We start from the raw sequence: 26,253 nt of genomic DNA on the forward strand, positions 1-26,253 counted from the left end.
GTGGCATGGAGCAACGGGGGCTTTTTTTCACTCAGTGCTGTTCGTCGGGCTTTTTCTTCAGCTTCGGATTCGGGAAGAACTGAACCGCCTGAACCTTGGTGTCCGGGGCTTTGGGTACGGTGGTGTTGACCCGCGTGCCAAGCTCCTTGGGCACCGACAGCCCTTGCTCATTGAGTGTGTCGGAGTAACCGCAGGCCACGCATTCTCGGTGCGGGACCTGGTCTTCGGTCCACATCATCAATTTGTCCGGCTCGCTGCATGCCGGGCAGACCGCCCCGGCGATAAAGCGTTTTTTCGTAATCACAGGTCCCTCACTCATGCTGCCGCGTCCTCACTCAGGCCGCTGTGGCGCAAGAGTGCGTCAATCGATGGCTCACGGCCACGGAAGTCGACGAACAGCACCATCGGCTCCTGGGAACCGCCACGGGCCAGGATCGCTTCGCGGAAGGCACGACCGGTGTCGGCATTGAGCACGCCTTCTTCTTCGAACTTCGAGAACGCATCGGCCGAGAGCACTTCAGCCCATTTGTAGCTGTAGTAACCCGCGGCATAACCGCCGGCGAAGATGTGCGCAAAGCTGTTGGGGAAGCGGTTGTAGGCCGGCGGACGCATCACCGAGACCTCGTCGCGCACGCCTTCGAGCACTTGCAGCACGCTGCGGCCGTCGCCATGGGTCGCGTGCAGTTCGAAGTCGAACAGCGAGAACTCCAGTTGGCGGACCATCATCAAGCCGGACTGGAAGTTTTTCGCCGCGAGCATTTTTCCGAGCAAGTCCTGGGGCAGTGGCTCGCCGGTTTCGTAATGACCGGAAATCAGCGCCAGGCCTTCCGGCTCCCAGCACCAGTTTTCCATGAACTGACTTGGCAGTTCGACGGCATCCCAGGCCACACCGTTGATGCCGGATACGCCAGCATGCTCGACGCGGGTCAGCAGGTGATGCAGGCCGTGACCGAACTCATGGAACAGGGTGGTGACTTCATCGTGGGTCAGCAGCGCAGGTTTACCGCTGTCAGCCGGGGTGAAGTTGCACACCAGGTTCGCCACCGGGCTTTGCAGCACGCCGCCAGCCGTGCGGCGACGGTCGCGGGCGCCATCCATCCAGGCACCACCGCGCTTGTTGGCGCGAGCGTAGAGGTCGAAGAAGAAGCGGCCGACGTGCTGGCCGTTTTCCTTGATTTCGAACAGGCGCACATCCGGGTGCCAGGTGTCGAAGCCTTTGAGCTCGGCAATCTCGATGCCGTACAGGCGCTGGACGATGGCGAACAGGCCGCTGAGCACCTTGTCGATCGGGAAGTAGGCACGCAGGGCTTCCTGAGCAACGCTGTAACGTTGTTCGCGGAGCTTTTCACCGTAGAAACCGCTGTCCCAGCTTTGCAGGTCCGGGCAACCTTGCTCGGCCGCATAGGCCTTGAGCTGTTCCAGATCCTGGGCGGCGAACGGTTTGCTGCGCTTGGCCAGGTCGCGCAGGAAGCTCAGGACCTGATCGCTGGATTCGGCCATTTTGGTGGCCAGGCTCAGCTCGGAGAAACTGCTGAAACCCAACAACTTTGCCAACTCCTGGCGCAGGTCGAGGATTTCTTCCATGACCGGGCCGTTGTCGTTCTGGCCGGCATTCGGCCCCTGGTCCGACGCACGGGTGCAGTAAGCCGCGTAGACTTCTTCGCGCAGTGCGCGGTCCTGGGCGTAGGTCATCACCGCGTAATAGCTCGGGAATTCCAGGGTGATCAGCCAGCCGTCCAGGTCCTTGGCCTGTGCCGCGGCAGCCATTTGCGCCTTGGCCGAATCGGTCAGGCCGGCGAGGGCGGCCTCATCTGTGACGTGCTTGGTCCACGCCTGAGTGGCATCGAGCAACTGGTTGGAGAAACGGCTGCCCAGTTCCGACAGCTTGCTCTGCACTTCGGCGTAACGTTTCTGTTCGGCTTCCGGCAGGTCGATACCCGACAGACGGAAGTCACGCAGGGAGTGTTCCAGGATAGTTTTCTGCGCCACGTCGAAACCGGCGGCTTCAGGACTGCCGGCCAGGGCTTCGAAGGCCTGGAACAACTCGCGGTTCTGGCCCATTTCGGTGGAGTAGGCGCTCAAGGCAGGCAGGCAGGACTCGTAGGCTTCACGCAGTTCGGCGCTGTTGCACACGGCATTGAGGTGGCTGACCGGGCTCCAGGCGGCACCCAGGCGGTCGTTGAGTTCGTCCATCGCCAGCACCAGGCCGGCCCACGTTGGCTGCTTGGCCTGGGTCTTGAGGATCTCGACGATGGCGGCGCGGTTGTCAGCCAGGATCTGTTCAATGGCCGGTTGTACGTGTTCGGCGCGGATGGCGGAGAACGGCGGCAGGTCATAGGACTGCAAAAGAGGGTTGTTCACGCTCACGGTTGATACCTTGGCTGGAGAAACATGTAGCCATCTTAATTACAATCGACGTTCACCGCAGCTATCAGCAACAGAGAGAAACCCTATCGTGAACCTTCGCAAGTATCAGAACCACACGCCGCTGTTGGGCAAAGGCGCTTTTGTCGATGGCTCGGCGGTGGTGATCGGCGACGTCGAAATCGGCGAAGACAGCTCGGTCTGGCCGCTGACGGTGATCCGAGGGGACATGCACCGCATCCGCATCGGCGCGCGCACCAGCGTTCAGGATGGTTGTGTGTTGCACATCACCCACGCCGGTCCGTTCAACCCCGATGGCTTTCCGTTGCTGATCGGCGATGACGTGACCATTGCCCACAAGGTCATGCTGCATGGCTGTTCGGTGGGCAGCCGGGTGTTGATCGGCATGGGCAGCATCGTCATGGACGGCGCCGTGGTCGACGATGACGTGATCATCGGCGCTGGCAGCCTGGTGCCACCGGGCAAGCACCTGCAAAGCGGCTTCCTGTATGTGGGCAGCCCGGCGAAGCAGATCCGCCCGCTGACGGACAAGGAACGCGCCTTTTTCACCTACAGCGCGGCGAACTACGTGAAGCTCAAGGACCTGCATCTGGCCGAAGGCTATGACCAGCTTTGACTCGGCCCCCTCATTCAGGACTCTACATGCATTACCAAACCGTTTTGTTCGACCTCGATGGCACCCTGACCGACCCGCGCGAGGGCATCACCCGTTCGATCCAGTTCGCCCTGGGCAAACTGGGTATCGATGAGCCGGATCTGGGCAAACTCGAACACTTCATCGGCCCGCCACTGTTGCAGGCCTTCATGCAGTTCTACGACTTCGATGAGGCCAGGGCGTGGGAGGCGGTGAATTTCTACCGCGAGCGCTTCAAGGTCACCGGACTCTACGAGAACCGTGTGTTCGACGGCGTCACGCCGCTACTGGAAACCCTGAGCGGACAAGGCCGGCAGCTGTACATCGCGACCTCGAAACCCTGGGTGTTCGCCCGTGAAATCGCCCGGCATTTCGATTTTGCCAGGCACTTCAAGGTGATTTACGGCAGCGAACTGGACGGCACCCGGACCAACAAGGTCGATCTGATCGCTCACCTGATGGCCGAAGAAAAGCTGGACCCGGCCAACACCCTGATGATCGGCGACCGCAAGCACGACCTCATCGGCGCGCGCAGCAACGGCCTGGATGCAGCGGCGGTGGGTTACGGGTTCGGCAGCCACGAAGAGCTGAGCGCCGAAGCGCCGGCGTATCACTTTGAAACGCTGGCTGAGTTGCATCAGGCGTTTTTACGCTGATACGACGTCTCCCTGTAGGAGCGAGCCTGCTCGCGATGGTCGTGAACGATAACGCTGGAAGCCTGACGCCCCGCGGCGCTCTCAGGTTTTTCGCGAGCAGGCTCGCTCCTACAAAGGAATTGCGCAGGCCTTCATGGCCGTGGTGGTGGCGCCAGTTTCTGTCCCTGCTCCGCCGCCCAGCTCACCACCTGCGTGGTCAACTGATCACTCGCCTGACCGAACCCGGTCACCACCGCCGGGACCTGCACATTGCTCAACGGCTGGCGCACTTCGAAGCGGCGACTGGCGAGGATGCGCTGGTCGTAGCTGCGCACCAGCAATGCATCCAGACGCACGACCACGCTGGCATTCGTACCCTGGTATTCCGTCTGGAACGCCTGCAGGCTGCCGCCCAATTCAAGATCGGTCTGGAAAATGCTGTCATCGGTGCTCAGCAGTATCACCCGTCCGTCATGCTGGAAACCTTGCAGTAGGCGATTGCGCACCAGCACCGGCGCCGGGTCGCTCCAGCGCGAACCCTTGTAGTGGCTGATCACGTCGCCCTGAGGAATGACTGCAATGTTCGGACTGTTCAACGCTTCACTAGACTGGAACTTGGTCAGGCGTAGCGACCAGTGCTGCGGCGTGCCATGGCTGGCCGGCGTGCTGCTCTGGGCTGAGGGCAATCGATAGACCTCGAAAAGCTCTGGCTTGGGCAGGATCGAGCACGAGCCGATCAGCGTGAAGCCAGCGAGGAGGGCGATCCGAATCAGCTTCATGGCGTGAATTCCTTGGTCTTGTCACTGCCCAGCAGGTAACCGCTGGGGTCGGCCTCCAGACGTTTGGTAATGACGCGCAACGAGGACAGGGTTTCGCGCATCTCACGCACGGCCGGGCCCAGGCCATTGAGGCCTTGCATGCCGCTGTTGAGCGAATCCTGATTGGCGCTGATCAGTTTGTTGAGGGTCGCACTGCTTTCCTGCAGCGACTTCATCGCCTGCTCGGCGCTGCCCAGCGCTTCCTTGCCATGCTCGTTGAGCAGCCCGTTGGCGTTACGCATCAGCGTTGTGGTCTGCTCCAGCATGTTGTTGGCCTGCTTGCCCACCGAAGCCAGTTGCTGCATGGCCTGGCGGATATCGCCGCGCTGATCGGCAATGGTTCCGGTGGTTTGCTCCAGATGCTCCAGGGTGTTGCTGATGCGCGCGATGTTTTCCGTGGAGAACATCAGGTTGGCGTTATGCATCAGCGTGTTCACCCCGGCCATCAGGTCTTCGCTGTCATTGAGCAGGCGGGCGATGGGCGAGGGCGAGGCGACAATGGTCGGCAGGTTGCCGTCCTTGCCCTTGAGCGTCGGGCTCTGTGGCGTGCCGCCGCTGAGCTGGATGATCGAGGTCCCGGTGACGCCGGTCAGGGCCAGTTTAGCCTGGGTGTCTTCCTTGACCGGGGTATCGCCGGCCAGGCGGATTCGCGCCAACACCCGGCGCGGGTCTTTCGGGTCCAGGCGCAGCGAGATCACATCGCCGACCTTGATCCCGCTGTATTGCACCGAACTGCCCTTGGACAAACCGCTGACCGCCTCGTTGAATACGACCTCGTAGTCCTTGAACTCGGTGTCGACACTGGACTTGGCCAGCCACAGGCCGAACAACAGGGCGGCCGTCACCACAATCACGGTGAACAGGCCGATCAATACATGATGGGCTCGGGTTTCCATGTCAGACCTCGTTGAGCTGTTGGGCGGCTGTCAACGCCGCGCGGCCGCGAGGGCCATGGAAGTATTCGTGAATCCACGGATCGTTGGTTTCCGAGACCTTGTCGATGGCGTCCGCCACCAACACCTTTTTTTGCGCCAGCACCGCCACACGGTCGGTGATGGTGTAGAGCGTGTCGAGGTCGTGGGTCACCAGAAAGACACTCAGGCCCAGGGCATCGCGCAGGGTCAGGATCAATTGGTCGAACGCGGCAGCACCGATCGGGTCGAGACCGGCGGTGGGCTCGTCGAGAAACAGGATGTCCGGGTCCAGCGCCAATGCCCGGGCCAGTGCGGCACGCTTGATCATGCCGCCGGACAGCGACGCGGGGTACTTCTCCGCCGCCGACAACGGCAACCCGGCCAAGGCCATTTTCACCGCCGCCAGATGCTCGGCGTCGTTGCGGCTCAAGCCGGCGTGCTCGATCAGCGGCAGGGCAACGTTCTCGGTCACGGTCAGCGAAGAGAACAGCGCGCCTTTCTGGAACAGCACACCGAATCGCCGCTCCACCAGCGAGCGCTCGTGCTCCGGCAAGGTTGGCAGGTTCTTGCCGAAGACTTTCACCACCCCGTCACTGGGCTGGCGCAGCCCGACAATGCTGCGCAGCAGCACCGACTTGCCGCTGCCGGAGCCGCCGACCACGGCGAGGATTTCACCCTTGTACAAATCCAGGTCGAGGTTCTCGTGCACGCTCTGGGAGCCAAAGCGATTGCACAGCCCACGCACTTCAATCACCGCCTCGGAGGGCGCTCGGGGTAAACGACTCACCAACCCATCTCCATGAAAAACATCGCGGCGATCGCATCCATCACGATCACCACGAAAATCGACTGCACCACACTCGACGTGGTGTGCGCGCCCACAGACTCGGCGCTGCCACTGACCTTGAAACCTTCGAGGCAACCGATGGCGGCGATGAGGAAGGCGAACACGGGCGCTTTGACGATCCCCACCAGAAAGTGCTGTACGCCGATGTCCGTTTGCAGCAGCGACAGGAACATCGCCGGCGAGATATCCAGCTTCACCGCGCAGACCACCGCGCCGCCGATAATCCCCGAGAGCATCGCCAGAAACGTCAGCATCGGCAGGGCGATCAGCAACGCCAGGACCCGTGGCACCACCAGCAACTCCACGGGGTCGAGGCCCAGGGTGCGGATGGCGTCGATTTCTTCGTTGGCCTTCATCGAACCGATTTGCGCCGTGAACGCACTGGCGGTGCGCCCGGCCATCAGGATTGCCGTCAGCAACACACCGAATTCACGCAGGAAGGCAAATCCCACCAGGTCCACGGTGAAGACGGTGGCGCCGAAGGTGGCCAGCACCGTCGACCCGAGGAACGCCACCACGGCGCCCACCAGAAAAGTCAGCAACGCAACGATGGGCGCGGCGTCGAGACCGGTCTGTTCGATGTGGGCAATCATCGGCGTGACGCGCCAGCGCTTGGGACGGAACAGGCCGCGGACGATGGTTTCGATGATCAGGCCCACGAAACCCAACAGTTGGAGGGTGTCCTGCCAGACGGCGTCCACCGCCCGACCAATGCGGGTGAGCAACTGAATGGAAACGCTGACTTCCGGTTCCTTGATCGGTACGCAGAAATCGGTCAACGAACAGTAGACGGTTTGCAGCAACGCCCGATCGGCGGCGGAGAGTGTGCAATCAGGATGTTCGGCGGAGCGACCGAGGCGCTCGGAGCCGAGCAGCTCGACCAACAGCGAGGCGCCGGCGGTGTCGAGGGCGCCGAGGCCATTGAGGTCGATGGGGGTGTTGGCGTCGTACTGGCCGTGGAGTTTTTCGCTCAACAGCTTGAGGTCAGCGTAATGGGCGAGCGTCCAGTCGCCCGTCACCCGCAACCGTGCTGGGGTGAGCGACGTGTCCAATCGGGCATTGCCGGCCATCGTGCTGCTGATCATAAGCTCCGTGCTTGTTCAGTGATTAGGCAGCTCTACGTAATAGCACGAACCGCACTACTTTTCTTTGATCGCTGTGCTGTCCGTGACCTTGAAACGCAGCACGCCGATGACCTGGCCATCTTCGGTCAGCACCCGGACCTGCCATTTGCCGGCCGGGTTGCCGGGGAAATTCTGCTTGTGGGTCCAGGCCCGGTAACCTTCCTTGCGCCCGCCACGAATATCCAGAGGGATGCGGTCGACCTCTTTGCCGTTGAACTGCCAGACGTGATAAATCCGCTCGTCCAGGCCACGCGGGGCATTGATCGCGGTGTACGCGTAAAGCCCGCCATTGCGGATCTGCTCGGCGCTGACTTCGTCGAGGCTGGCGCCAGGCGTGCGGTCCTGCATTTGCGTACTGATGGCCACGTCGGTCATCCACAGCGTCGCCGGTGGCACCCACGAGCGCAGCTCCCACCCGACGGCGCCAATGCCCAGAGTGATACTCAAAATCGCCAGCGCACTGCGCAGGGTACGAATCGGGAAGATCGACGCCAGGCTCGGGAACGACAGCAGCACCGAGATCCCCAGCGCCCATTTGAAACTTTGTGCGGTGGTCAGGTGCATGATCACCGGCAACGCGGTGAGCAGCGCGGCGAACAGGGTCAGGGTGTGCAGGGCCAGAAACGCCCAGCGCCGTGGCGCCAGCCACTTGTAGTACAGCGGGTCGATGATCGAAATCAGTGCCGCGACGCCCAGCAGCCCGGTGAAAAACAACTGGCCGCTGTTCCACGTCGTGGTGATGAAGAAGAACGGCAGGACAAAGAACAGGCTTTCCTGATGGATCATCTGCGTTGCGTAACGCAGCAAGGGTTCCGGGATTTCGCGCTTGAAAATGCGCGTGAACAACTTGGTCAGGCTGTTCTCCAGCATCAGCCAGATCCAACTGATCAGCATGATGGTGGTGATCCAGCTCGCCAGGCCTTGCTGGCGATCGACCAGGATGAAACTGCCTACCCCGGAGATGAAACCGGCAAGCGCAATGACCCCGGGGTAGCGCTTCATCAATTCGAGGATGCGCTGTACGAAACGGGTCAGGTTCTGCATTCGGCGGGTTCACAGTTGTTGTAGGAAAAAACCTCGACAGAGTACCGCTGGTGTGGCGCTGTGGCGAGGGTTCACGGTCAGTGACACCACGCCACCTGTGGGAGCGAGCTTGCTCGCGATGGCGGCGCATCAGTCAACTTTGATGTTGAATGACATGGCCTCACCGCGAGCAAGCTCGCTCCCACAGGGGGATTGTGTTTCCCACAGGGAGTTTTCTTGCCAAACAGAGTGGTTACTTCCTGCGATGCAAACGCCGGCCCACCAGCATCAACACGATCAAGCCCGCCCCACCAACCACCAACCACATCAACTGGTCATAGCTGAACAACGGCTTCTCGATCCGCAAATACCCCGGCTGCAACAGCAGTTCACGCACCGCCTTGTTCGCCTCTTCCAGCGTCACCCCTTGCAGTTCCCTGGCCGGATTGGTGAAACGGCCGTCCTCGTAGTCGCCGATGGCACTCCAGTAGTAGTCGGCCAACGCACTGTTGCCTTGTACGGCCCAGGCCTGGCGGGCGATCGCGGCCTGCTTCAGGCGGTTGAAGGTTTCAGCATTGAGGCCGTCCCTGAGCAGTCCGGCCTTCAAGTCATCGAGCACTTGTTCGGCCTCGGGCACGTCGTCGCGTTCAAGGTCGGCATTGAGGCTCATGAAACCCACGCCGCCGAACACTTCGCGTTCCGCCCACGGGCCGTAGGACAAACCATGAGCCAGGCGCAGCTGGCGATAGAGCGCCCAATCCAGATAGTCCTTGAGTAAATCGAAGGTTTGGTCGTGCCCATCTTCCAGCACCGGCTCCGGCACCGACCAGTGCAACTTGGCGCCGTTACCGACCAGACCTTGGGTCAAGGTGCGCTCATGGGCGGCGCTGGCCTGGATTTGCGGCAGCGGCGGATGCTCGCCTGGGGTGATCGCTTCCAGCGTGCCATACGCCCGCTCCAGATAGGCTGGCAGCAACTTGTCGAGGTCGCCGACCACGATCAGGGTCATGTTGTTCGGCGCATACCAGTCCTTGCGCACCTGCTCCAGTTGTTCACGGGTCAGGTCATCGACTTGCGCACGCTCCGGGCATTTGAGGCCCAACTCGACGGCCAGTTGGTTGCTGGCCGTGTGGCCGAGGTCCTGACGATCGAGCCAGCGTTGCAGATGCGAGTAGTGACCACCGTCTTCACGCTCGACCACCTGCTTGGCCGCGTTGATGGCGCTGTCGTCGAAGCGGGTCTGGGTCAGCAACGCCAGCAACAGGTCGAGTACCTTGCGCTGGTTTTTCGCCGGGGCCTCGATGACGAAAGTCGTATCGGCATTGCTGGTGAAGGCATTCCACTCACCGCCCAAGGCCTGCATGCGCTCCTCCAGGCCACCTTCGCCACTGGCGTCGATGCCGCTGAAGAGCAGGTGTTCCAGCAGATGCGGCAGTTCCTTTTCTTCACAGCCGAAATCATCCAGGCCAACGCCGACCACCAACCGGATTGCCACATGCCCGCGATCAGTGCCGGGTTTGAGCAGCAACTGCAAGCCATTGCGCAGCGTGTAGCCCTCGACCTGGAAGCGATCCAGGGCGAATGACGGGAGTGAACCAAGCAACAGGCAGGCGAACAACAGACAACGCATAACAAGCTTCCATACGACCAGCGTAAGTTCAACAGACTTCAGGCAACTGTGGACGTTCAGGGTGAATGGGTGATGTCGCTCAAATCATCAACAACCAATGCGCCGGTGTCCGATGTTTCCAGCACCACGTAGGCACTGCTGCAAAACAGCGAATTCAGACGCTTCATGTCGGCGATCAGCTCCAGGTGCAACGAGCTGGTTTCGATACTTTGCACGATTTTACGGTGCAAACGGCTGACATGAGCGTGGGCCAGGCGCCGTTCCTGTGCGCGGAAACGACGTTTTTCACGCACCAGTTGGCGCGCACTTTCCGGGTCACCACTGAGAAACACCGACATCCCGAGCCGCAGGCTGGAAATCAACTGGGTGTGCAGTCCGGTCAGTTCGTCCAGCCCGACTTCGGAAAACGACCGGCGCTGCGAGGTTTTCTGCTGCTGAATCTTGCGCAGCATGCGTTCGATCAAGTCGCTGGAGAGCTTCAGGTTGATTGCCAGCTCAATGATTTCCGCCCAGCGCCGGCTGTCCTGATCGCTGAGGTCTTCCCGGGGCATTTGCGCCAGGTACAACTTGATCGCGCTGTAGAGCGCTTCGACATCGTCGCACAGGCGGCGGACTTCCTGGGTGACGGCGGTTTGCTTGCCACGCAACACGTCAAGCATGGCTTCGAGCATGTTGTCGATCAGGTCGCCCATGCGCAAGGTTTCCCGAGCCGCGTTGGCCAGCGCCAGACCAGGTGTGACCAATGCCGTGGGGTCAAGATGCCGGGGCTTGGCCGTGCCGTTGGCCAGCGGGCGCTCCGGCAGCACCCAGGCGCAAAACCTGGCCATCGGTTTGAGGCTGGGCAGCAGGATCAGGCAGCGCACGGTGTTGTAGAGCAGGTGAAAGCCAATGACCATTTCCTGAGGGCTGAAATCCAGGCCATCGAGCCAGTGCACCAGCGGGTCGAGCACCGGAATGATCAATAAAAGACCAATCAGTTTGTACAGCAGGCTGCCCAAAGCCACTTGGCGTCCGGCGGCGTTCTGCATGCTGGTGCTGAGGAAGGCGAGTATGCCGCTGCCGATATTGGCGCCGATCACCAGCCCGATGGCCACCGGCAGGCTGATCACGTTGGCACCCGCCAGGGTCGCGGTCAGCAGCACGGCGGCCAGGCTGGAATAGGAAATCATCGCGAACAGTGCCCCGACCAGGGCATCGAGCAGGATGTCGCCGGTGAGCGAGGCGAAAATCACCTTCACCCCTTTGGCATGGGTAATCGGATGCGCCGCCTCGACAATCAGCTGCAGCGCCAGAATGATCAACCCCAAGCCAATGGCGACACGGCCCAACTGCCCGAGCCGGGTCTGTTTGCGCGACAGAAAGAAAATCACCCCGACAAAAATCAGCAATGGCGACAGCCACGACAGATCGAACGTCAGCACCCGTGCCATCAGCGCCGTACCGACGTCCGCACCCAGCATGGTGGCCAGCGCCGGGGTCAGCGCCATCAGGCCCTGGCCGACAAAGGAGGTGACGAGCATGGCAGTGGCGTTGCTGCTCTGGACCATCGCCGTCACGGCGATCCCGGACGCGAAAGCCAGCCAGCGGTTGGCCATGTTATGGCTGATGACATGGCGCAAATTGGTGCCGTAGACCCGCAGAATGCCGGTTCGGACGATGTGCGTGCCCCAAATCAGCAGGGCCACCGCGGAAAGCAAATTGAGCAGGGTGAGCATAATGACCCCCTGTGGTGTAGCGCCCCAAAGGAGCAAGTTAACGGTGCCGCGCGACGTTCTACGTTCTGTACTTAAGCTGTAGTTGGCTAACGGTCTGCGCGCCAGCATCGCACAGCCAAAGAAGGGATTGAAACAAAACTGTCATGAAAACGGCGATCTTCCAGCCACACAAAGCACTGTGGGAGCGAGCTTGCTAGCGATGAGGCCATCAGATCCAACATCGATGTTGACTGACGGACCGCCATCGCGAGCAAGCTCGCTCCCACAGGTTTTGCGTATTTAGCGCTACCGGGTTACTGGCCCGGAATGTCCTTGCGCAGTTTTACCGGATCCTGCTGTTTCTTCTTTTTCGCGATGGCCGTGCGCATCTTGATGTTGATCGCTTCCACCGCCAGCGAGAACGCCATGGCGAAGTAGACGTAGCCTTTAGGAATATGCATATCCAGGGATTCGGCAATCAGCACGGTACCGACGATCAACAGGAACGACAGCGCCAGCATCTTCAGCGACGGGTGCTTGTCGATGAACTCGCTGATGGTGCCGGAAGCCCACATCATCACCAGCACAGCCACGATGATCGCCGCGACCATGACCGGTACGTGGGAGACCATGCCGACTGCGGTGATGACCGAGTCGAGGGAGAACACGATGTCGATGATCGCGATCTGGATGATGGTGTAGAGGAAGTTGCCGCCCTTGCCCGAAGGCGCTTCGTTGGTTTCGTCTTCACCTTCCAGGGCGTGGTACATCTCTTGCGAGCTCTTCCACAGCAGGAACAGACCACCGAAGAACAGGATCAGGTCACGTCCGGAGATGCCCTGGCCGAACACGACAAACAGGTCGGCGGTGAGGCGCATGACCCAGGTGATCGACAGCAGGAGCAGGATTCGCGTGATCATGGCCAGCGCCAGACCGAAAATCCGGGTGCGCGCCTGCATGTGTTTGGGCATGCGGCTGACCAGGATCGAAATCATGATGATGTTATCGATGCCCAGGACGATTTCCAGGGCGGTCAGGGTAAAGAAGGCAACCCAGATTTCAGGGTTGGTCAGCCATTCCATGTGTATTCCTTTGAGCGATTGTTAAACCACAAAGGGTCCGGGCTTCAAACAGCGAAGCCTGGACCCGAAGTGGTGAGTCTTGGGCTTATAGAGTGCTGAACATCGGGAAAGTCCCCAACAGCAGTGCAGCAATCAGTATGCAGATACAAACCAGCACTGCCCACTTCAGGGTGAAGCGCTGGTGGTCACCGAAATCGATACCGGCCAGGGCCACCAACAGATAGGTCGATGGAACCAGCGGGCTCAACAGGTGGACGGGCTGACCGACGATCGAGGCACGTGCCATTTCCACCGCGGTTATACCGTAGTGACTGGCGGCTTCGGCAAGTACCGGTAACACGCCGTAATAAAATGCATCGTTCGACATGAAGAAGGTGAACGGCATGCTTACCAGCGCCGTGATCACCGCCAGGTACGGGCCGAGGAAATCCGGAATCACCGACAACAGGCTTTTCGACATGGCATCGACCATGCCGGTGCCCGACAGGATACCGGTGAAGATGCCGGCCGCAAAGATCAGCCCGACCACGGCCAGTACGCTACCGGCGTGAGCCGCGACGCGATCCTTCTGCTGTTGCAGGCAAGGATAGTTGACGATCATGGCGATACTGAACGCCACCATGAACAATACCGGCAACGGCAGCAGGCCGGCGATCAGGGTGCACATCAGGCCCAGTGTCAGGGCGCCGTTGAACCAGATCAGTTTCGGACGACGGGCATCCGGGAACTGCGAAACACTGATTTCGCTGTGGTCGACTTCATCGCCCACCAGGTGCAGCTCACCCAGGCGCGCACGTTCACGCTTGCCGTAGAAGTAAGCGATGGCCAGGATCGCCACCACACCGGCCAGCATCGCCGGGATCATCGGGACGAAAATAGCCGACGGGTCCACGTGCAGTGCGCTGGCGGCACGGGCGGTCGGGCCGCCCCATGGGGTCATGTTCATCACGCCACCGGCGAGGATGATCAGGCCGGCCATGATCCGCGGGCTCATGCCGATGCGGCTGTAGAGCGGCAGCATGGCGGCCACGCAGATCATGTAGGTGGTCGCGCCGTCACCATCGAGGGAAACGACCAGCGCCAGTACAGCGGTGCCGACCGAAACTTTCAGCGGGTCGCCCTTGACCATTTTGAGGATCTTGCGCACGGCCGGATCGAACAGGCCGGAGTCGATCATCAGGGCGAAATACAAAATAGCGAACATCAGCATCACGCCGGTCGGCGCGAGCTTGGTGATGCCTTCGAGCATCATCGGGCCGATTTTGGGGCCGAAGCCGCCGAACAGGGCGAAGATGATTGGAATGAGGATCAGGGCGATCAGCGCAGACAGGCGCTTGGTCATGATCAGGAACATGAACGTGATGACCATGGCGAAGCCAAGGAAAGTCAGCATGGGAGTACTCCAGGCGTAGCGCGGCTAGGGAATGGGCGGATCGGGCGGGATCAGCGCAGAACGGGAAGCACGAGATGTACGGAGGGAGGCACAGCGAAGTGGCGGGTAGAAGAGGACATCAGAATCACCATTGTTGTTGTTAAATGGGCCTTTCGAGCAATCGAACACTCGCATTGGCCACCGGTCTTTTGCCGGTAGTGGCGGCGATCCTAATCGGGGAAGCTTTCAGCCAGCTTTCGCAGTTGAAAGCTTTGACCGGATGCACGACCGGTCGTCGGACGGGGGCAGGGAGGTGAACCGGGTTACGGCCTTCGCGAGCAAGCCCGCTCCCACACTGGATCTGTGTCGTACACAAAGCCAATGTGGGAGCGGGCTTGCTCGCGAAGGCGACAGTCATAACGCAGCAGGAGGAATGTCATGAACAATGTTCACACCGGCGGTTGCCACTGCGGGCAGCTGCGCTATCAATTCAGCGGGCCACTGCACGACATCGTCCACTGTCATTGTTCGATTTGCCGACGGGTCAGCGGCGGCATCGTGACCACCTGGATCACCGTGCCGGTATCCGCCTTTCAATGGCTGGCCGGGACGCCGTCGCGGTACGACTCTTCATCCACCTGCGCGCGTTATTTCTGCGGTCACTGCGGGGCGCAGCTGGCGGTGGTAACGCACCTGAGCCCGGACAGCATCGACCTGACCATCGCCACCCTCGACCACCCCGAGCAGGCACCGGCGCAGCGGCACATCTGGACCGACAGCCGCTTGCCATGGCTGCATCTGGACGAACACTTGCCCGGCGAAGCCGAAGAAACACTCTGATCAAAAAATAGACAGGTCCAGCGGTCGAATCGCGCCCATCCAGATCGCATGCTCGGTGTGGTCGCGCAGATCGTCGCCGGTGTCCGGGTGTAGAAACACCACCAGGCCCTTGCGATTGAGCGCCAGCCACGGCAGCACGTCGCCCAGCACCTGCGGCGCGAACGCCAACTGGCAGCTCCAGTCCGGGTGCGGGCCGACCGGGCGCTCGTGGACACGGCCCATTTTCACTGGAAACAATTGCGCCGCCTGCTCACACAGGGCCCGCGCCTGCCCGATCGAGTCGGCATCGAAGTAAACATGGGCGTGATAGCCCGTGATCTGCTGCATTGCAATCCCTCTGAAAGCTGTTCGAACCCTCACCCTTTCCTGCGGGTCACACGTCATATAGACGCTGGGAAAAGGGTTCAGCCATGAAAAATGCCGAAACCCCCGTTGTGAAAGTGGTGCTTTATGGTGCCATGAGTAGCCTGGGCAGTGCGCTGATGGCTGAAATGCTACGGCGCCAGCATGAGGTGATCGCGATTCTCGATGACCTCAATGCGCTGGCACCCCGTCCGGGGCTGCGCACCAAGACTGGCGACCTGTTCGACGCGCAACGGGTCAAGCAGAGTGTGGCCGGCAGCTCCGTGGTCATCTGCTTGCTGGACGCTCCAGGCTTACCGTTCAACAGCGAACACGTGGAAAAAACCATCGTACCGGGTCCGGTCGAGCAAGTGCTGGCAGTCGACGCCTTGATTGAAGGCCTGCAAGGAGCAGGCGTTGCCCGGCTGTTTCTGGTGGGAGATTTCGCGGTGCTGGACGAGCCGGAACTCGAGGACAGCCTGCAACGTCACGCCGCAGAGGAAATCCGCGAGGCACTGCAAAGCAGTCCTTTGCAGTGGACGCTGGTCAACGAGCCGCGCGGGGTACCGGGGCTGACCATCGAACATTTCGCCAAACCCGGTGGCAACCTCGAGCCGGGGCTGGCCGAACCGCTTGGGCGATTGGCCCGCACCGCCGTGGGCATTGCCGATGAATTGCACCTGAAACTGCACATCGGCGAGCACGTCAGTTTCATCGCGACCTCGGAACCTTGAATTGGCTGCTCCTGGAGCTGCCGCAGGCTGCGATCTTTTAACGCTCAAACCGCAATGGAAGGAAACGCCAACCCCGTTAACGACTCCGCGCTGCCCGCCTGTTCAGCCATTAACCAATCCACGAACTGCTGGATCAACACCCCACGCCGTTTACGCTGGGGCAAAACCACGTAATAGCCCAGCCGGGACATCACTGTTTCGCCGATCGGTCGACACAACAACCCTTGCGCCAGCAAGTTATCCACAAGGTGGCGCCAGCCGATGGCCACGCCCTGACCACCAATCGCCGCCTGAATCAGCAAGGTGTAATTGTCGAAACGCAGTTGCCCGGGCGCCGGGGGCGAGGTGATGCCCAATTCGCGGAATACGCCGCTCCAGTCGAACCAGTTACTGCTGTTTTCCCCGCGCAGATGCAGCAACGGAAACTCGAGCAAGGCCTGGGGGGGCAAAGGCAGGGAACGCTCACTGAGCAACTGCGGGCTGCACACCGGAAACACTTCCTCACTGAACAGCCAATGGCTTTCACCCTGCTTGAAGCGGCCATCGCCGAACAGTACCGCCACGTCGATATCGGTACGTAGCATGTTATGGCTGCGTTCACTGGTGACCAGGCTGACATCCACCTGCGGATTGGCCGCGTGAAAGCGGTGCAGACGCGGCATCAACCAATAGGCGGCGAAGGCAAAATCCGTGGCCACCTGCAGCACCTCATGCTGTTGCTGCGCACTGATTGCGCTCAATCCTGCGTCGATATTCTGCAATCCGAGCTGAACCTGCTGAAAAAGTATCAGCCCGGCCTCAGTCAACTCGATACCGCGATAAATGCGGTCGAACAATCGGGTCGCCAGTTGTTCTTCAAGGCGCTTGATCTGCTGACTGATGGCCGGCTGCGTGGTGCCGAGTTCAACCGCCGCCGCGGTGAAGCTGCGCTGACGGGCTGCCGCTTCGAAGGCTCGAAGCAGATCCAGTGACAGGTCACCAAGGGCGTCATACATAAGCTGTGCTTATCCTAGTCATTGCCGTGCATGGGCTTTACCGCGAAGAGCTTGGGTTCCATTCTCGAAGCCAGCACTCTCGCATAAACATCCACTATGGAATGCCGCGATCACATGAAGCGCAAGAACATTCTTTTCATCATGGCCGATCAAATGGCCGCGCCAATGTTGCCGTTCTACGGTCCATCGCCCATCAAGCTGCCCAATCTCAGCCGCCTCGCCGCACAAGGCGTGGTGTTCGACTCGGCTTATTGCAACAGCCCACTGTGTGCACCGTCGCGTTTCACCCTGGTCAGCGGTCAGTTGCCGAGCAAGATCGGCGCCTACGACAACGCTGCCGATTTCCCCGCCGACGTACCGACCTATGCCCATTACTTACGCCGCCTCGGCTATCGCACCGCCCTGTCGGGCAAGATGCATTTCTGCGGGCCGGACCAGTTGCACGGCTACGAAGAGCGCCTGACCAGTGACATCTACCCGGCCGACTACGGCTGGGCAGTGAACTGGGATGAACCGGACGTGCGGCCGACCTGGTACCACAACATGTCATCGGTTCTGCAAGCCGGACCGTGCGTGCGCACCAACCAGCTGGATTTCGACGAAGAGGTGGTATTCAAGGCCCAGCAGTACCTGTTTGATCACATCCGTGAGGATGGCGATCAGCCGTTTTGCCTGACCGTGTCGATGACTCACCCACACGATCCGTACACGATTCCCAAGGCTTTCTGGGATTTGTACGACGATGCCGATATCCCGCTGCCTACAACCCCGGACCCGCATGACCTCGACCCGCACTCGCAGCGTTTGCTCAAGGTCTATGACCTGTGGGACAAGCCACTGCCTGTGGATAAGATTCGCGATGCCCGCCGTGCCTATTTCGGCGCGTGCAGCTATATCGACAGCAACGTCGGCAAACTCCTGCAAACCCTCGAGGATACAGGGCTGATCGATGACACCATCATCGTGTTTTCCGGTGACCACGGTGACATGCTCGGCGAACGCGGCCTCTGGTACAAAATGCACTGGTATGAAATGGCCGCACGGGTGCCGCTGCTGATCAGCGCACCGGGGCAGTTTGGCGCTGGCCGGGTCAGCGCCAGTGTTTCCACGGCGGACCTGTTGCCGACATTCGTCGAACTGGCCGGCGGCTCGCTGGAACCGGGCTTGCCGCTGGATGGCCGTTCGCTGGTGCCGCACCTGCAAGGGCAAGGCGGCCACGATGAAGTGTTCGGCGAATACATGGCCGAAGGCACTATCAGCCCGCTGATGATGATCCGCCGCGGTGCCTATAAATTCATCTACAGCGAAGACGACCCTTGTCTGCTCTTCGACGTACACAATGACCCTCAAGAACTGGAAGAACTCAGCCATTCGCCGCAACATCGCCAGCTGTTCGCCGATTTTCTCGTTGAGGCGCGGGCGAAATGGAATATTCCGGCCATCCACCAGCAGGTGCTCGCCAGCCAGCGGCGCCGGCGTTTCGTGGCCGAGGCGCTGACCCTCGGCAAGCTGAAGAGCTGGGATCACCAGCCGCTGGTAGACGCCAGTCAGCAGTACATGCGCAACCACATCGACCTCGACGATCTGGAACGTAAAGCACGTTATCCACAACCCTGCCAAAACCAATAATGTTAAGGGGAAGTCCATGCAAAGGTTATCCACAGTACTGACGGTCGGGCTCCTGGCTCTGGGCAGTGCATCGGCGTTTGCCGATCAGAGTTGCGAGACCGTGAAGATGGCCGATCCGGGTTGGAGCGACATCGCCGCGACCAATGCCATCACCGGGTTCCTGCTGGACGGCATGGGCTACAAGGCCAAGGTCGACACCCTCGCGGTGCCGATCACTTTTGGCGGGCTCAAGGATGGCCAGGTCGATGTGTTCCTGGGTAACTGGATGCCGGCCCAGCAGGGTTTCTATGACAAATTCGTCGCCAACGGCGATGTCACGCAACTGGCGAAGAACCTCGACGGCACCGAATTCACCCTCGCCGTTCCGGATTACGTATGGAACGCAGGTGTGCATAACTTTGCCGACCTGAACAAATACGCCGACAAGTTCGACCGCAAGATCTACGGCATCGGTTCCGGTGCACCGGCCAACATCTCGCTGCAAGAGATCATCAAGAAAAACGATTTCGACATGGGCCAGTGGAAACTGGTCGAGTCCAGCGAGCAGGCCATGCTGGCAGAAGTGTCCCGCGCGGTGAAAAAGCAGAAATTCGTGACCTTCCTCGGCTGGACCCCGCACCCGATGAACGTGCAGCTGAAAATGCATTACCTCAAGGGCGGCGAGAAGTACTTCGGTGACACCGGCAGCGTGCACACATTGACCCGCAAAGGTTATGCACAGGCCTGCCCGAACGTCGGCAAGCTGCTGACCAACCTGAGCTTCACCCAGGACATGGAAAACAGCATCATGGCCGAGGTGGTGAACAACAAGGTCAGTAACGCCGACGCCGCCAAGGCGTGGATCAAGGCCAACCCCGCGGTGTTGGACAAGTGGCTTGATGGAGTGAAGACCGTGGATGGGAAGGATGCGTTGCCGGCGGTCAAAGCCAAACTCTAAACCAGAGTCGAAATGGATTTGTGTGGCGAGGGGGCTTGCCCCCGTTGGACGGCGCAGCCGTCCCAAAACCAGCAACTGTGGTTTATCAGGTAAACCGCATGCAATGGTTTACGATTGCTTCGCAATCGATCGGGGGCAAGCCCCCTCGCCACAATGATTGCCTGGTCCTGATACTCTTTCGTACCCCCCCAACCGAGAGGCCCCATGGCCCTGCCAAGCCGCCATTCACTCTTTCCATTCCTCAGTTGGTTGCCCAAGCAAACCCGCGCCAGTATCGGACGCGACCTGGTCGTCGGCCTCAGCGGCGCGATTCTGGCGTTGCCGCAATCCATTGCCTACGCGCTCATCGCCGGTCTCCCACCGGAATACGGCCTGTACGCCGCAATCATCCCGGTACTGATCGCCTGCCTCTGGGGCTCGTCGTGGCATTTGATCTGCGGTCCTACAGCGGCCATCTCGATTGTCCTGTTCGCCAGCGTCAGTCCTCTGGCCGTTCCGGCGACGCAGGACTACGTCATGTTGATCCTGTTGCTGACGTTTCTTGCCGGCATCTTTCAATGGCTGCTGGGTTTGTTGCGGTTTGGCGCGCTGGTGAATTTCGTCTCGCACTCGGTGGTGCTCGGCTTCACCCTGGGGGCTGCCGTGGTGATTGCCATCGGTCAATTGCCTAACCTGCTGGGACTGGACTTGCCCAGCCAAGCCACCGCGCTGGACAGTTTCATCACGTTGTTACGCCATATCGGCGAAATGGACAAACCTTCGCTGGCGCTGGGACTGGCGACCGTGGTGGTGGGCGTGATCCTAAAACTGCTGCTGCCACGCTGGCCGACGCTGTTGATCACCCTGATCCTTGGCGGATTGCTGGTCTGGCTCTGGCCGTCGATGTTCGGCCATGTGCAACTGGTCAGCGCCTTTACCGGCAGGCTGCCGCCTTTCAGTCCGTTGCCGCTGGATCTCGACCTGATCCTGCGTTTGCTGCCCAGCGCCGTGGCGGTTGGCATGCTCGGGCTGGTCACCAGCCTGTCGATTGCCCGCTCGATCTCTGCACGTTCGCAGCAACTTCTCGACGCCAACCAGGAAGTTCGCGCCCAGGGCTTGTCGAACATTGTCGGCGCGTTTTTTTCCGGATCGCTATCGGCCGGCTCCTTCACTCGCTCAGGCCTGAGCTATGAAGCGGGCGCCTGTTCGCCACTGGCCGGGATTTTTTCGGCCTTGTGGGTTGCGCTGTTTGCGATCTTCGGCGCGAGCCTGATCGCGCACATCCCGATTCCGGCCATGGCCGGCAGCATTCTGTTGATCGCCTGGGGACTGGTGGACCATCGCGGCATTCGCGCATTGTTGCGGGTCAGCCGCGCCGAGTTCGTGGTCATGGCGCTGACCTGCGTCGCCACGCTGCTGCTGGAATTGCAGACGGCGATCTACGCCGGCGTACTGGCCTCGCTTTTTTTCTATCTCAAACGCACATCCCAGCCACGGGTGCAGCACGTACGTGATGGCGAGGAGGACATTCTGCGGGTCGGCGGTTCGATCTTTTTCGGTGCCAGCCACTACCTGCAAGTACGCCTGCAACGCTTGCACGGCGCGCGCGTGGTGATCGAGGCGCAGCAGATCAACTTCATCGATTACTCAGGGGTGGAAATGCTGCACCAGGAGGCGCGACGATTGCTGCGCCAGGACCGCAGCCTGACCTTGCGCCGGGCCCGGCCGCAGGTGGTGGAAGAGCTTAGGAAGCTTGAGGGCGCGGAAAAGTGCCCGATTCAGTTTGAGGACTGAGCCGAAATCGGTGTCGCGCCATTCGCGAGCAGGCTCGCTCCCACAGGTTCTTGGTGACCCCCTGTGGGAGCGAGCCTGCTCGCGAAGCTTTTAAAGGGCCAACTGCCGACGCAACTCAGCCAACACTGGCGCTGTATCCGGTCGCACACCGCGCCACAGGAAAAACGCCTCCGCAGCCTGCTCGGCCAGCATCCCCAAGCCATCCATCGCCACCGCCGCCCCGTGTTCGCTGGCCCAGCGGCAGAACGAGGTCGGCTCCTTGCCGTACATCATGTCGTAGCACACCGTTTTGCCCGGTTCGATCAGGCTGGGCGCAATCGGCGGCACATCGCCCGTGAGGCTCGCGGAAGTCGCGTTGATGATCAGGTCCACCGACTCTCGCAACCAGTCATAGCCACTGGCCGAGACCGGCCCCAGATCGCAGAACAGCTCCGCCAGCAGCTCGGCCTTGTCCACCGTGCGGTTGGCGATGATCACCGAAGCCGGCTGCTCGGCCAGCAGCGGCTCCAGGGCACCACGCACCGCGCCGCCAGCGCCGAGCAGCAAGATGCGTTTGCCCTTGAGGCTGAATCCGGCGTTGACCGTCAGGTCCCGCACCAGCCCGGCACCGTCGGTGTTGTCGCCCAACAGACTGCCATCGGCCAGTTTGCTCAAGGTATTGACCGCACCGGCGCGCTGCGCCCGCGCCGTCAGGCTGTTCGCCAGCCGGTAGGCCTCTTCCTTGAACGGCACCGTCACATTGGCGCCGCGTCCTTCGAGGAAAAACGTCCGGGCACAGGTGGAAAAGTCGTCGAGTGGCGCCAGCAGCGTGTTGTAGTCCAGCTTTTGCCCGGTCTGCTCGGCGAACAGACGGTGGATCAACGGCGATTTGCTGTGGCCAATCGGGTTACCGAACACGACATAACGGTCCATCAGGATTCCTCGTTCAAGCTTCGGCCAACCAATCGCGGTCCTGCAGGAAGTACTCGGTCAGGCGCGCTTCTTCGCTACCAGGCTCGGCCTTCCAGTCGTAGCCCCAGCGCACTTGCGGTGGCAGCGACATCAAGATCGACTCGGTACGCCCGCCCGATTGCAGGCCGAACAACGTGCCGCGGTCGTAGACCAGGTTGAATTCAACGTAGCGGCCACGGCGGAACTCCTGGAACTCGCGTTGCTTGGCCGTGAACGCGTCGTTCTTGCGGCGCTGCACGATCGGCAGGTAAGCATCGATGTAGGCGTCACCGATGGCACGCATGAAGGCGAAACTGGTGTCGAAATCCCACTCGTTCAGGTCGTCGAAGAACAGCCCGCCAATGCCACGCGGTTCGTGACGATGCTTGATGTGGAAGTAGCTGTCGCACCAGGCCTTGTAACGCGGGTAGACGTCCGGGCCGAACGGCGCACAGGCCTGCTCGGCGATGCGATGCCAGTGGATGCAGTCTTCTTCGTTACCGTAATACGGGGTCAGGTCGAAGCCGCCGCCAAACCACCAGACCGGTTCTTCACCTTCTTTTTCAGCGATGAAAAAGCGCACGTTGGCGTGGGAAGTCGGCACATGGGGGTTGTGCGGGTGAATCACCAGCGACACGCCCAAGGCTTCAAAGCCACGGCCCGCCAGTTCCGGCCGGTGGGCGCTGGCGGAGGGTGGGAGACCGCTGCCGAAGACGTGGGAAAAGTTCACGCCACCCTTTTCAATGACCGTGCCGTTTTCAATCACGCGGGTGCGACCGCCACCGCCGGCCGGCCTGGTCCAGGCGTCTTCGACGAATTGCGTGCCACCGTCTTCGGCTTCCAGGGCGGCGCAGATACGGTCTTGCAGGTCGAGCAGGTAGGCTTTTACGGCCTCGGTGCGGGTCGTCATGTCATCACCTTGAATCGGGCAAAACAACGCGGCGCTCCATTGGAGCTCAGCCTGCGCAAATGGGCGCGTAGCATAACATCGCAAGTTACCCCTTCGCAGTTGACGAAAATCAAGCTTAGGAGTCCGATAGGGCGCTTGGCAAAACGACCTATGGAGAGTTCCGATGGCAAAGCGTATCCAGTTCCGCGCCCATGGCGGCCCCGAAGTGCTCGAGTATGTGGATTACCAACCCGCCGAGCCAGGTCCGAAGGAAGTGCGCGTGACCAACAAGGCCATCGGCCTGAACTTCATCGACACCTATTACCGTAGCGGCCTGTACCCGCCGCCATCCCTGCCATCGGGCCTCGGCTCGGAGGGTGCGGGCGTGGTCGAGGCGGTCGGCAGCGACGTGACCCGCTTCAAGATCGGCGATCGCGTGGCCTATGGCAGCGGCCCTCTGGGCGCCTATAGCGAAGTTCATGTGCTGCCCGAGGCCAATCTGGTGAAACTGCCGGACGCCATCAGCTTCGAACAGGCCGCAGGCGTGATGCTCAAGGGCCTGACCGTGCAGTACCTGCTGCGTCAGACTTATGAACTCAAGGGTGGCGAAACCATCCTGTTCCACGCCGCAGCCGGTGGTGTCGGTTCCCTGGCTTGCCAATGGGCCAGGGCCTTGGGCGTGAAGCTGATCGGTACGGTCAGTTCGGCCGAGAAAGCCGCACTGGCCAAGGCCAACGGTGCTTGGGCGACCATCGACTACAGCCATGAAAACGTCGCCCAGCGCGTGCTGGAATTGACCGACGGCAAAAAAGTCCCGGTGGTGTACGACGGCGTTGGCAAGGACACCTGGCTGACGTCACTCGACAGCGCCGCACCGCGTGGCCTGGTGGTGAGTTTCGGCAATGCGTCCGGCGCGGTCGACGGCGTGAACCTGGGGATCCTGGCGGGGAAAGGCTCGCTGTACGTGACCCGGCCAACCCTGGGCACTTATGCGAACAACGCCGAGAACCTGCAACACATGGCCGACGAGTTGTTCGAGATGATCATCAGCGGCAAGCTGACCGTGGACATCAGTCAGCGTTTTCCACTGGCTGACGCGGCGAAGGCGCAGACCGAGTTGTCGGCACGGCGTACGACGGGGTCGGTGGTTCTGTTGCCCTGAATGGGTAGTTGACCGGTAGGGCCCCTTCGCGAGCAAGCCCGCTCCCACACTGAACCTGTGTCGTTCACAGATCCAGTGTGGGAGCGGGCTTGCTCGCGAATGAGGTCAACCCGGTCTCAATCCGGGCGCACAACCTTGCCGGTCGCCAGATCGCGAATCACGCTCGGGTTCTTGCGCCCGCCCAGATTGCCACCCAGCACCAGATCCACCTGCCCACGGAAGTACTGCTCGACGCGAAGCCGCGTGCGTGCCGCCGGGCGTCCCTGCGGATTGGCCGACGTCGATACCAGCGGCCCGACCAGCGCGCACAAGTCCCGCACCAGTGGGTGATCGCTGACCCGCAGCGCCACGGTTTCATGCACGCCGGTAATCCACTGCGGCAGCAGGTTCTGGTGCGGCACCAGCCAGGTGTTCGGTCCCGGCCAGGTACTGGCCATGCGGTCCATCCACAATTCGGGGAAGTCTTCGAAGAGGAAATCAAACTGACGGATGTTGTCCGCGACCAGGATCAGCCCTTTATCCTCAGACCGACCCTTGATCAGCAGCAGACGCTCCACCGCTTCCTCGTCCCACGGGTCGCAACCCAGGCCCCAGACTGCTTCGGTTGGGTAGGCAATCACCGCCCCGGCGCGAATTGCTTGCGCGGCTTGTTGCACACGCCAACTGTTGACCATGAAAAACTCTCCAGAATAAGGCTCTGCGCAGTTTACCGATCTTGTTTATAAAACCTAGCTCACCCGTGCAAACCAACGCCCGCTTTCGCAAATAGCGCGACCGTCCATTTCCAGTTCCGTCAACGCCGCCAGCACTTTCGGCAAGGCCCAGCCGCTTGCGTCGGCCAACGCTTCACTGGTCAGAGGTGCGGCATGCAGCAACTTCAACAAGGGGTGAGTCGTTTCAGGGGTAAAGGATTCTGTGGATAACGGCAGTCGTTGCCAGCCGCGCAAGGCTTCGAGGATATGCTCGATGGTTTCCACCAGCACCGCACCGTCACGGATCAACTGATGGCAGCCGCGGGCACCGGGATGATGGATCGACCCGGGCATCGCAAACACCTCGCGCCCCTGTTCCGCTGCCAGCCTCGCGGTAATCAGTGATCCACTGGCGACACTGGCTTCGACCACCAACACCCCGAGGGACAAACCGCTGATGATCCGGTTGCGCCGGGGGAAGTTGCCAGCGCTGGGGCCTGCATCCAGCGGAAACTCCGACAGTACCGCGCTGCCCGAGGCGATCATGGCGTCCGCCAGGCGTCTATTGCGCTGTGGATAAAACTTCTCGAGCCCCGTGCCGAGCACACCCACCGTTTGCCCGCCAACGTCCAGCGCGGCCTGATGTGCGGCGGCGTCAATGCCCAGGGCCAGGCCGCTGGTAATGACAAAACCGGCACCCGCCAGGCTGCGGGAAAACGCGGCAGCGGTGTCCATCCCCGGCCGGGACGCGCGACGGCTGCCGACCATCGCCAGTTGTGGTTTTTCCAGAATGCCGGGATCGCCGGCGACAAATAACAGCGGTGGTGCATCGCTGATTTGTGCCAGCAGCGCCGGGTAGTCCGGTTGGTCCCACATCAGTAAATGCTGGGCCGGATGCTCCAGCCAGGCCAATGCATGACTGGCGCCGTCTCGGATTTCAGCACTACGCCTGGCCTCGGAACAGGCCAGTGGCAAACCCAGCGCGCGCCAGGCACTGGCGGGTGCACTGAGGGCTTTCGATGCCGAACCGAAGGCTTCGAGCAATTTCTTGAAACGCGCCGGGCCGAGTTCCGGCAAACGGTGCAGACGTAAACGAGCTTCCAGTTCCGCGGGGGAAACCGGTGTAACGGCAGACAGCGACATGGATCATCCTTGATCGTTATGAGCACCCG

Annotated in this window: 25 protein-coding genes and 1 pseudogene; 9 read left to right on the top strand and 17 right to left on the bottom strand. The window is 61.0% G+C overall.

Annotation, left to right across the window (positions count from 1 at the left end):
* Positions 1-31: 31 nt before the first annotated feature.
* Entirely contained in the window at positions 32-319 is a 288-nt protein-coding gene (locus tag KW838_RS23710; protein ID WP_218503747.1) for a YheV family putative zinc ribbon protein, read from the bottom strand.
* Positions 316-2,367 (bottom strand): oligopeptidase A, encoded by a 2,052-nt coding sequence (gene prlC / locus KW838_RS23715; RefSeq protein ID WP_116579854.1) that lies wholly within the window; start codon positions 2,365-2,367, stop codon positions 316-318. Before prlC ends, KW838_RS23710 begins: the two co-directional genes overlap by 4 nt.
* 88 nt (positions 2,368-2,455) lie before the next feature.
* Here prlC and KW838_RS23720 point away from each other — a divergent pair, with 88 nt between their 5' ends.
* From KW838_RS23720 to KW838_RS29650, 3 genes and pseudogenes are all read left to right on the top strand, one after another.
* Complete coding sequence (locus tag KW838_RS23720; RefSeq protein ID WP_218503748.1) at positions 2,456-3,001, top strand: gamma carbonic anhydrase family protein; 546 nt, start codon at positions 2,456-2,458, stop codon at positions 2,999-3,001.
* A 26-nt stretch (positions 3,002-3,027) separates the two neighbouring features.
* The gene (locus KW838_RS23725; RefSeq protein ID WP_218503749.1) at positions 3,028-3,675 is read left to right on the top strand and encodes an HAD family hydrolase; all 648 of its coding nucleotides are present in this window, start codon (positions 3,028-3,030) and stop codon (positions 3,673-3,675) included.
* A 35-nt stretch (positions 3,676-3,710) separates the two neighbouring features.
* Positions 3,711-3,788 (top strand): annotated as a pseudogene (locus tag KW838_RS29650) (outer membrane lipoprotein carrier protein LolA); the annotation flags it as partial.
* A gap of 18 nt (positions 3,789-3,806) precedes the next feature.
* On the opposite strand, the gene KW838_RS23730 reads toward KW838_RS29650, so the two are convergent.
* The 9 genes from KW838_RS23730 to KW838_RS23770 all read right to left on the bottom strand — a co-directional run bounded on the left by KW838_RS23730 (position 3,807) and on the right by KW838_RS23770 (position 14,179).
* Positions 3,807-4,433, bottom strand: a complete 627-nt coding sequence (locus KW838_RS23730) for an ABC-type transport auxiliary lipoprotein family protein (RefSeq protein WP_218503750.1) — start codon at positions 4,431-4,433, stop codon at positions 3,807-3,809.
* Complete coding sequence (locus KW838_RS23735) at positions 4,430-5,368, bottom strand: MlaD family protein (RefSeq protein ID WP_102702129.1); 939 nt, start codon at positions 5,366-5,368, stop codon at positions 4,430-4,432. The genes KW838_RS23730 and KW838_RS23735 overlap by 4 nt, the downstream gene beginning before the upstream one ends.
* 1 nt (position 5,369) lies before the next feature.
* Positions 5,370-6,173 carry an ATP-binding cassette domain-containing protein gene (locus KW838_RS23740; protein ID WP_218503751.1) on the bottom strand — a complete coding sequence of 268 codons (804 nt, stop codon included), beginning with the start codon at positions 6,171-6,173 and terminating at the stop codon, positions 5,370-5,372.
* A complete protein-coding gene (locus KW838_RS23745) occupies positions 6,170-7,318 on the bottom strand; it encodes an ABC transporter permease (RefSeq protein ID WP_218503752.1) in 1,149 nt (382 codons plus the stop codon). Before KW838_RS23745 ends, KW838_RS23740 begins: the two co-directional genes overlap by 4 nt.
* Positions 7,319-7,372: 54 nt before the next feature.
* A complete protein-coding gene (locus KW838_RS23750; protein WP_007969841.1) occupies positions 7,373-8,401 on the bottom strand; it encodes a DUF5924 family protein in 1,029 nt (342 codons plus the stop codon).
* Positions 8,402-8,633: 232 nt separating this feature from the next.
* Entirely contained in the window at positions 8,634-10,010 is a 1,377-nt protein-coding gene (locus KW838_RS23755) for a pitrilysin family protein (protein ID WP_218503753.1), read from the bottom strand.
* Positions 10,011-10,066: 56 nt separating this feature from the next.
* Positions 10,067-11,725, bottom strand: coding sequence for a Na/Pi cotransporter family protein (locus KW838_RS23760; protein ID WP_218503754.1), 1,659 nt, complete (start codon positions 11,723-11,725; stop codon positions 10,067-10,069).
* 293 nt (positions 11,726-12,018) lie between these two features.
* Complete coding sequence (locus tag KW838_RS23765; RefSeq protein ID WP_102702134.1) at positions 12,019-12,786, bottom strand: TerC family protein; 768 nt, start codon at positions 12,784-12,786, stop codon at positions 12,019-12,021.
* A gap of 85 nt (positions 12,787-12,871) precedes the next feature.
* Positions 12,872-14,179, bottom strand: coding sequence for a CitMHS family transporter (locus KW838_RS23770; RefSeq protein ID WP_007969845.1), 1,308 nt, complete (start codon positions 14,177-14,179; stop codon positions 12,872-12,874).
* Between the two features lie 417 nt (positions 14,180-14,596).
* Between KW838_RS23770 and KW838_RS23775 the strand changes: the two genes are divergently transcribed.
* Positions 14,597-14,998 (top strand): GFA family protein, encoded by a 402-nt coding sequence (locus KW838_RS23775; RefSeq protein ID WP_218503755.1) that lies wholly within the window; start codon positions 14,597-14,599, stop codon positions 14,996-14,998.
* Here the strand turns inward: KW838_RS23775 and KW838_RS23780 are convergent, their stop codons facing one another.
* Complete coding sequence (locus KW838_RS23780; protein ID WP_102702135.1) at positions 14,999-15,325, bottom strand: DOPA 4,5-dioxygenase family protein; 327 nt, start codon at positions 15,323-15,325, stop codon at positions 14,999-15,001.
* Between the two features lie 83 nt (positions 15,326-15,408).
* Between KW838_RS23780 and KW838_RS23785 the strand changes: the two genes are divergently transcribed.
* A complete protein-coding gene (locus KW838_RS23785; RefSeq protein WP_007969850.1) occupies positions 15,409-16,074 on the top strand; it encodes an NAD(P)-dependent oxidoreductase in 666 nt (221 codons plus the stop codon).
* Positions 16,075-16,118: 44 nt separating this feature from the next.
* Here the strand turns inward: KW838_RS23785 and KW838_RS23790 are convergent, their stop codons facing one another.
* Positions 16,119-17,069, bottom strand: a complete 951-nt coding sequence (locus KW838_RS23790) for a LysR family transcriptional regulator (protein ID WP_015092868.1) — start codon at positions 17,067-17,069, stop codon at positions 16,119-16,121.
* 114 nt (positions 17,070-17,183) lie between these two features.
* On the opposite strand from KW838_RS23790, the gene betC reads away from it, so the two are divergent.
* The 3 genes from betC to KW838_RS23805 all read left to right on the top strand — a co-directional run bounded on the left by betC (position 17,184) and on the right by KW838_RS23805 (position 21,408).
* The gene (gene betC / locus KW838_RS23795; protein WP_218503756.1) at positions 17,184-18,698 is read left to right on the top strand and encodes a choline-sulfatase; all 1,515 of its coding nucleotides are present in this window, start codon (positions 17,184-17,186) and stop codon (positions 18,696-18,698) included.
* Positions 18,699-18,714: 16 nt separating this feature from the next.
* Complete coding sequence (choX, locus tag KW838_RS23800; protein ID WP_095967887.1) at positions 18,715-19,635, top strand: choline ABC transporter substrate-binding protein; 921 nt, start codon at positions 18,715-18,717, stop codon at positions 19,633-19,635.
* Positions 19,636-19,839: 204 nt separating this feature from the next.
* Entirely contained in the window at positions 19,840-21,408 is a 1,569-nt protein-coding gene (locus KW838_RS23805) for a SulP family inorganic anion transporter (RefSeq protein WP_218503757.1), read from the top strand.
* A gap of 90 nt (positions 21,409-21,498) precedes the next feature.
* On the opposite strand, the gene aroE is transcribed toward KW838_RS23805, so the two are convergent.
* Entirely contained in the window at positions 21,499-22,320 is an 822-nt protein-coding gene (gene aroE, locus KW838_RS23810) for a shikimate dehydrogenase (RefSeq protein WP_218503758.1), read from the bottom strand.
* Positions 22,321-22,333: 13 nt separating this feature from the next.
* Complete coding sequence (hemF, locus tag KW838_RS23815) at positions 22,334-23,248, bottom strand: oxygen-dependent coproporphyrinogen oxidase (RefSeq protein WP_015092863.1); 915 nt, start codon at positions 23,246-23,248, stop codon at positions 22,334-22,336.
* 163 nt (positions 23,249-23,411) lie between these two features.
* On the opposite strand from hemF, the gene KW838_RS23820 reads away from it, so the two are divergent.
* Positions 23,412-24,389, top strand: coding sequence for an NADPH:quinone reductase (locus KW838_RS23820; RefSeq protein ID WP_218503759.1), 978 nt, complete (start codon positions 23,412-23,414; stop codon positions 24,387-24,389).
* A gap of 116 nt (positions 24,390-24,505) precedes the next feature.
* Here KW838_RS23820 and KW838_RS23825 read toward each other — a convergent pair whose 3' ends face one another.
* Both KW838_RS23825 and dprA read right to left on the bottom strand, forming a co-directional pair.
* A complete protein-coding gene (locus KW838_RS23825; protein WP_102700999.1) occupies positions 24,506-25,063 on the bottom strand; it encodes an L-threonylcarbamoyladenylate synthase in 558 nt (185 codons plus the stop codon).
* A 54-nt stretch (positions 25,064-25,117) separates the two neighbouring features.
* A complete protein-coding gene (gene dprA, locus KW838_RS23830; protein WP_218503760.1) occupies positions 25,118-26,224 on the bottom strand; it encodes a DNA-processing protein DprA in 1,107 nt (368 codons plus the stop codon).
* Positions 26,225-26,253 lie beyond the last annotated feature (29 nt).

Origin of the sequence: Pseudomonas sp. PDM27 (genome assembly GCF_019219205.1) — a bacterium.
Taxonomy (GTDB): domain Bacteria; phylum Pseudomonadota; class Gammaproteobacteria; order Pseudomonadales; family Pseudomonadaceae; genus Aquipseudomonas; species Aquipseudomonas laurylsulfatiphila.

What these genes read in the sequence shown, in the direction of transcription:
- KW838_RS23710 (WP_218503747.1), bottom strand. Translation starts at nt 319, where the DNA reads ATGAGTGAGGGACCTGTGATTACGAAAAAACGCTTTATCGCCGGGGCG.
- KW838_RS23725 (WP_218503749.1), top strand. Translation starts at nt 3,028, where the DNA reads ATGCATTACCAAACCGTTTTGTTCGACCTCGATGGCACCCTGACCGAC.
- KW838_RS23730 (WP_218503750.1), bottom strand. Translation starts at nt 4,433, where the DNA reads ATGAAGCTGATTCGGATCGCCCTCCTCGCTGGCTTCACGCTGATCGGC.
- KW838_RS23735 (WP_102702129.1), bottom strand. Translation starts at nt 5,368, where the DNA reads ATGGAAACCCGAGCCCATCATGTATTGATCGGCCTGTTCACCGTGATT.
- KW838_RS23745 (WP_218503752.1), bottom strand. Translation starts at nt 7,318, where the DNA reads ATGATCAGCAGCACGATGGCCGGCAATGCCCGATTGGACACGTCGCTC.
- KW838_RS23750 (WP_007969841.1), bottom strand. Translation starts at nt 8,401, where the DNA reads ATGCAGAACCTGACCCGTTTCGTACAGCGCATCCTCGAATTGATGAAG.
- KW838_RS23755 (WP_218503753.1), bottom strand. Translation starts at nt 10,010, where the DNA reads ATGCGTTGTCTGTTGTTCGCCTGCCTGTTGCTTGGTTCACTCCCGTCA.
- KW838_RS23760 (WP_218503754.1), bottom strand. Translation starts at nt 11,725, where the DNA reads ATGCTCACCCTGCTCAATTTGCTTTCCGCGGTGGCCCTGCTGATTTGG.
- KW838_RS23765 (WP_102702134.1), bottom strand. Translation starts at nt 12,786, where the DNA reads ATGGAATGGCTGACCAACCCTGAAATCTGGGTTGCCTTCTTTACCCTG.
- KW838_RS23770 (WP_007969845.1), bottom strand. Translation starts at nt 14,179, where the DNA reads ATGCTGACTTTCCTTGGCTTCGCCATGGTCATCACGTTCATGTTCCTG.
- KW838_RS23775 (WP_218503755.1), top strand. Translation starts at nt 14,597, where the DNA reads ATGAACAATGTTCACACCGGCGGTTGCCACTGCGGGCAGCTGCGCTAT.
- KW838_RS23780 (WP_102702135.1), bottom strand. Translation starts at nt 15,325, where the DNA reads ATGCAGCAGATCACGGGCTATCACGCCCATGTTTACTTCGATGCCGAC.
- KW838_RS23785 (WP_007969850.1), top strand. Translation starts at nt 15,409, where the DNA reads ATGAAAAATGCCGAAACCCCCGTTGTGAAAGTGGTGCTTTATGGTGCC.
- KW838_RS23790 (WP_015092868.1), bottom strand. Translation starts at nt 17,069, where the DNA reads ATGTATGACGCCCTTGGTGACCTGTCACTGGATCTGCTTCGAGCCTTC.
- betC (WP_218503756.1), top strand. Translation starts at nt 17,184, where the DNA reads ATGAAGCGCAAGAACATTCTTTTCATCATGGCCGATCAAATGGCCGCG.
- choX (WP_095967887.1), top strand. Translation starts at nt 18,715, where the DNA reads ATGCAAAGGTTATCCACAGTACTGACGGTCGGGCTCCTGGCTCTGGGC.
- KW838_RS23805 (WP_218503757.1), top strand. Translation starts at nt 19,840, where the DNA reads ATGGCCCTGCCAAGCCGCCATTCACTCTTTCCATTCCTCAGTTGGTTG.
- aroE (WP_218503758.1), bottom strand. Translation starts at nt 22,320, where the DNA reads ATGGACCGTTATGTCGTGTTCGGTAACCCGATTGGCCACAGCAAATCG.
- hemF (WP_015092863.1), bottom strand. Translation starts at nt 23,248, where the DNA reads ATGACGACCCGCACCGAGGCCGTAAAAGCCTACCTGCTCGACCTGCAA.
- KW838_RS23820 (WP_218503759.1), top strand. Translation starts at nt 23,412, where the DNA reads ATGGCAAAGCGTATCCAGTTCCGCGCCCATGGCGGCCCCGAAGTGCTC.
- KW838_RS23825 (WP_102700999.1), bottom strand. Translation starts at nt 25,063, where the DNA reads ATGGTCAACAGTTGGCGTGTGCAACAAGCCGCGCAAGCAATTCGCGCC.
- dprA (WP_218503760.1), bottom strand. Translation starts at nt 26,224, where the DNA reads ATGTCGCTGTCTGCCGTTACACCGGTTTCCCCCGCGGAACTGGAAGCT.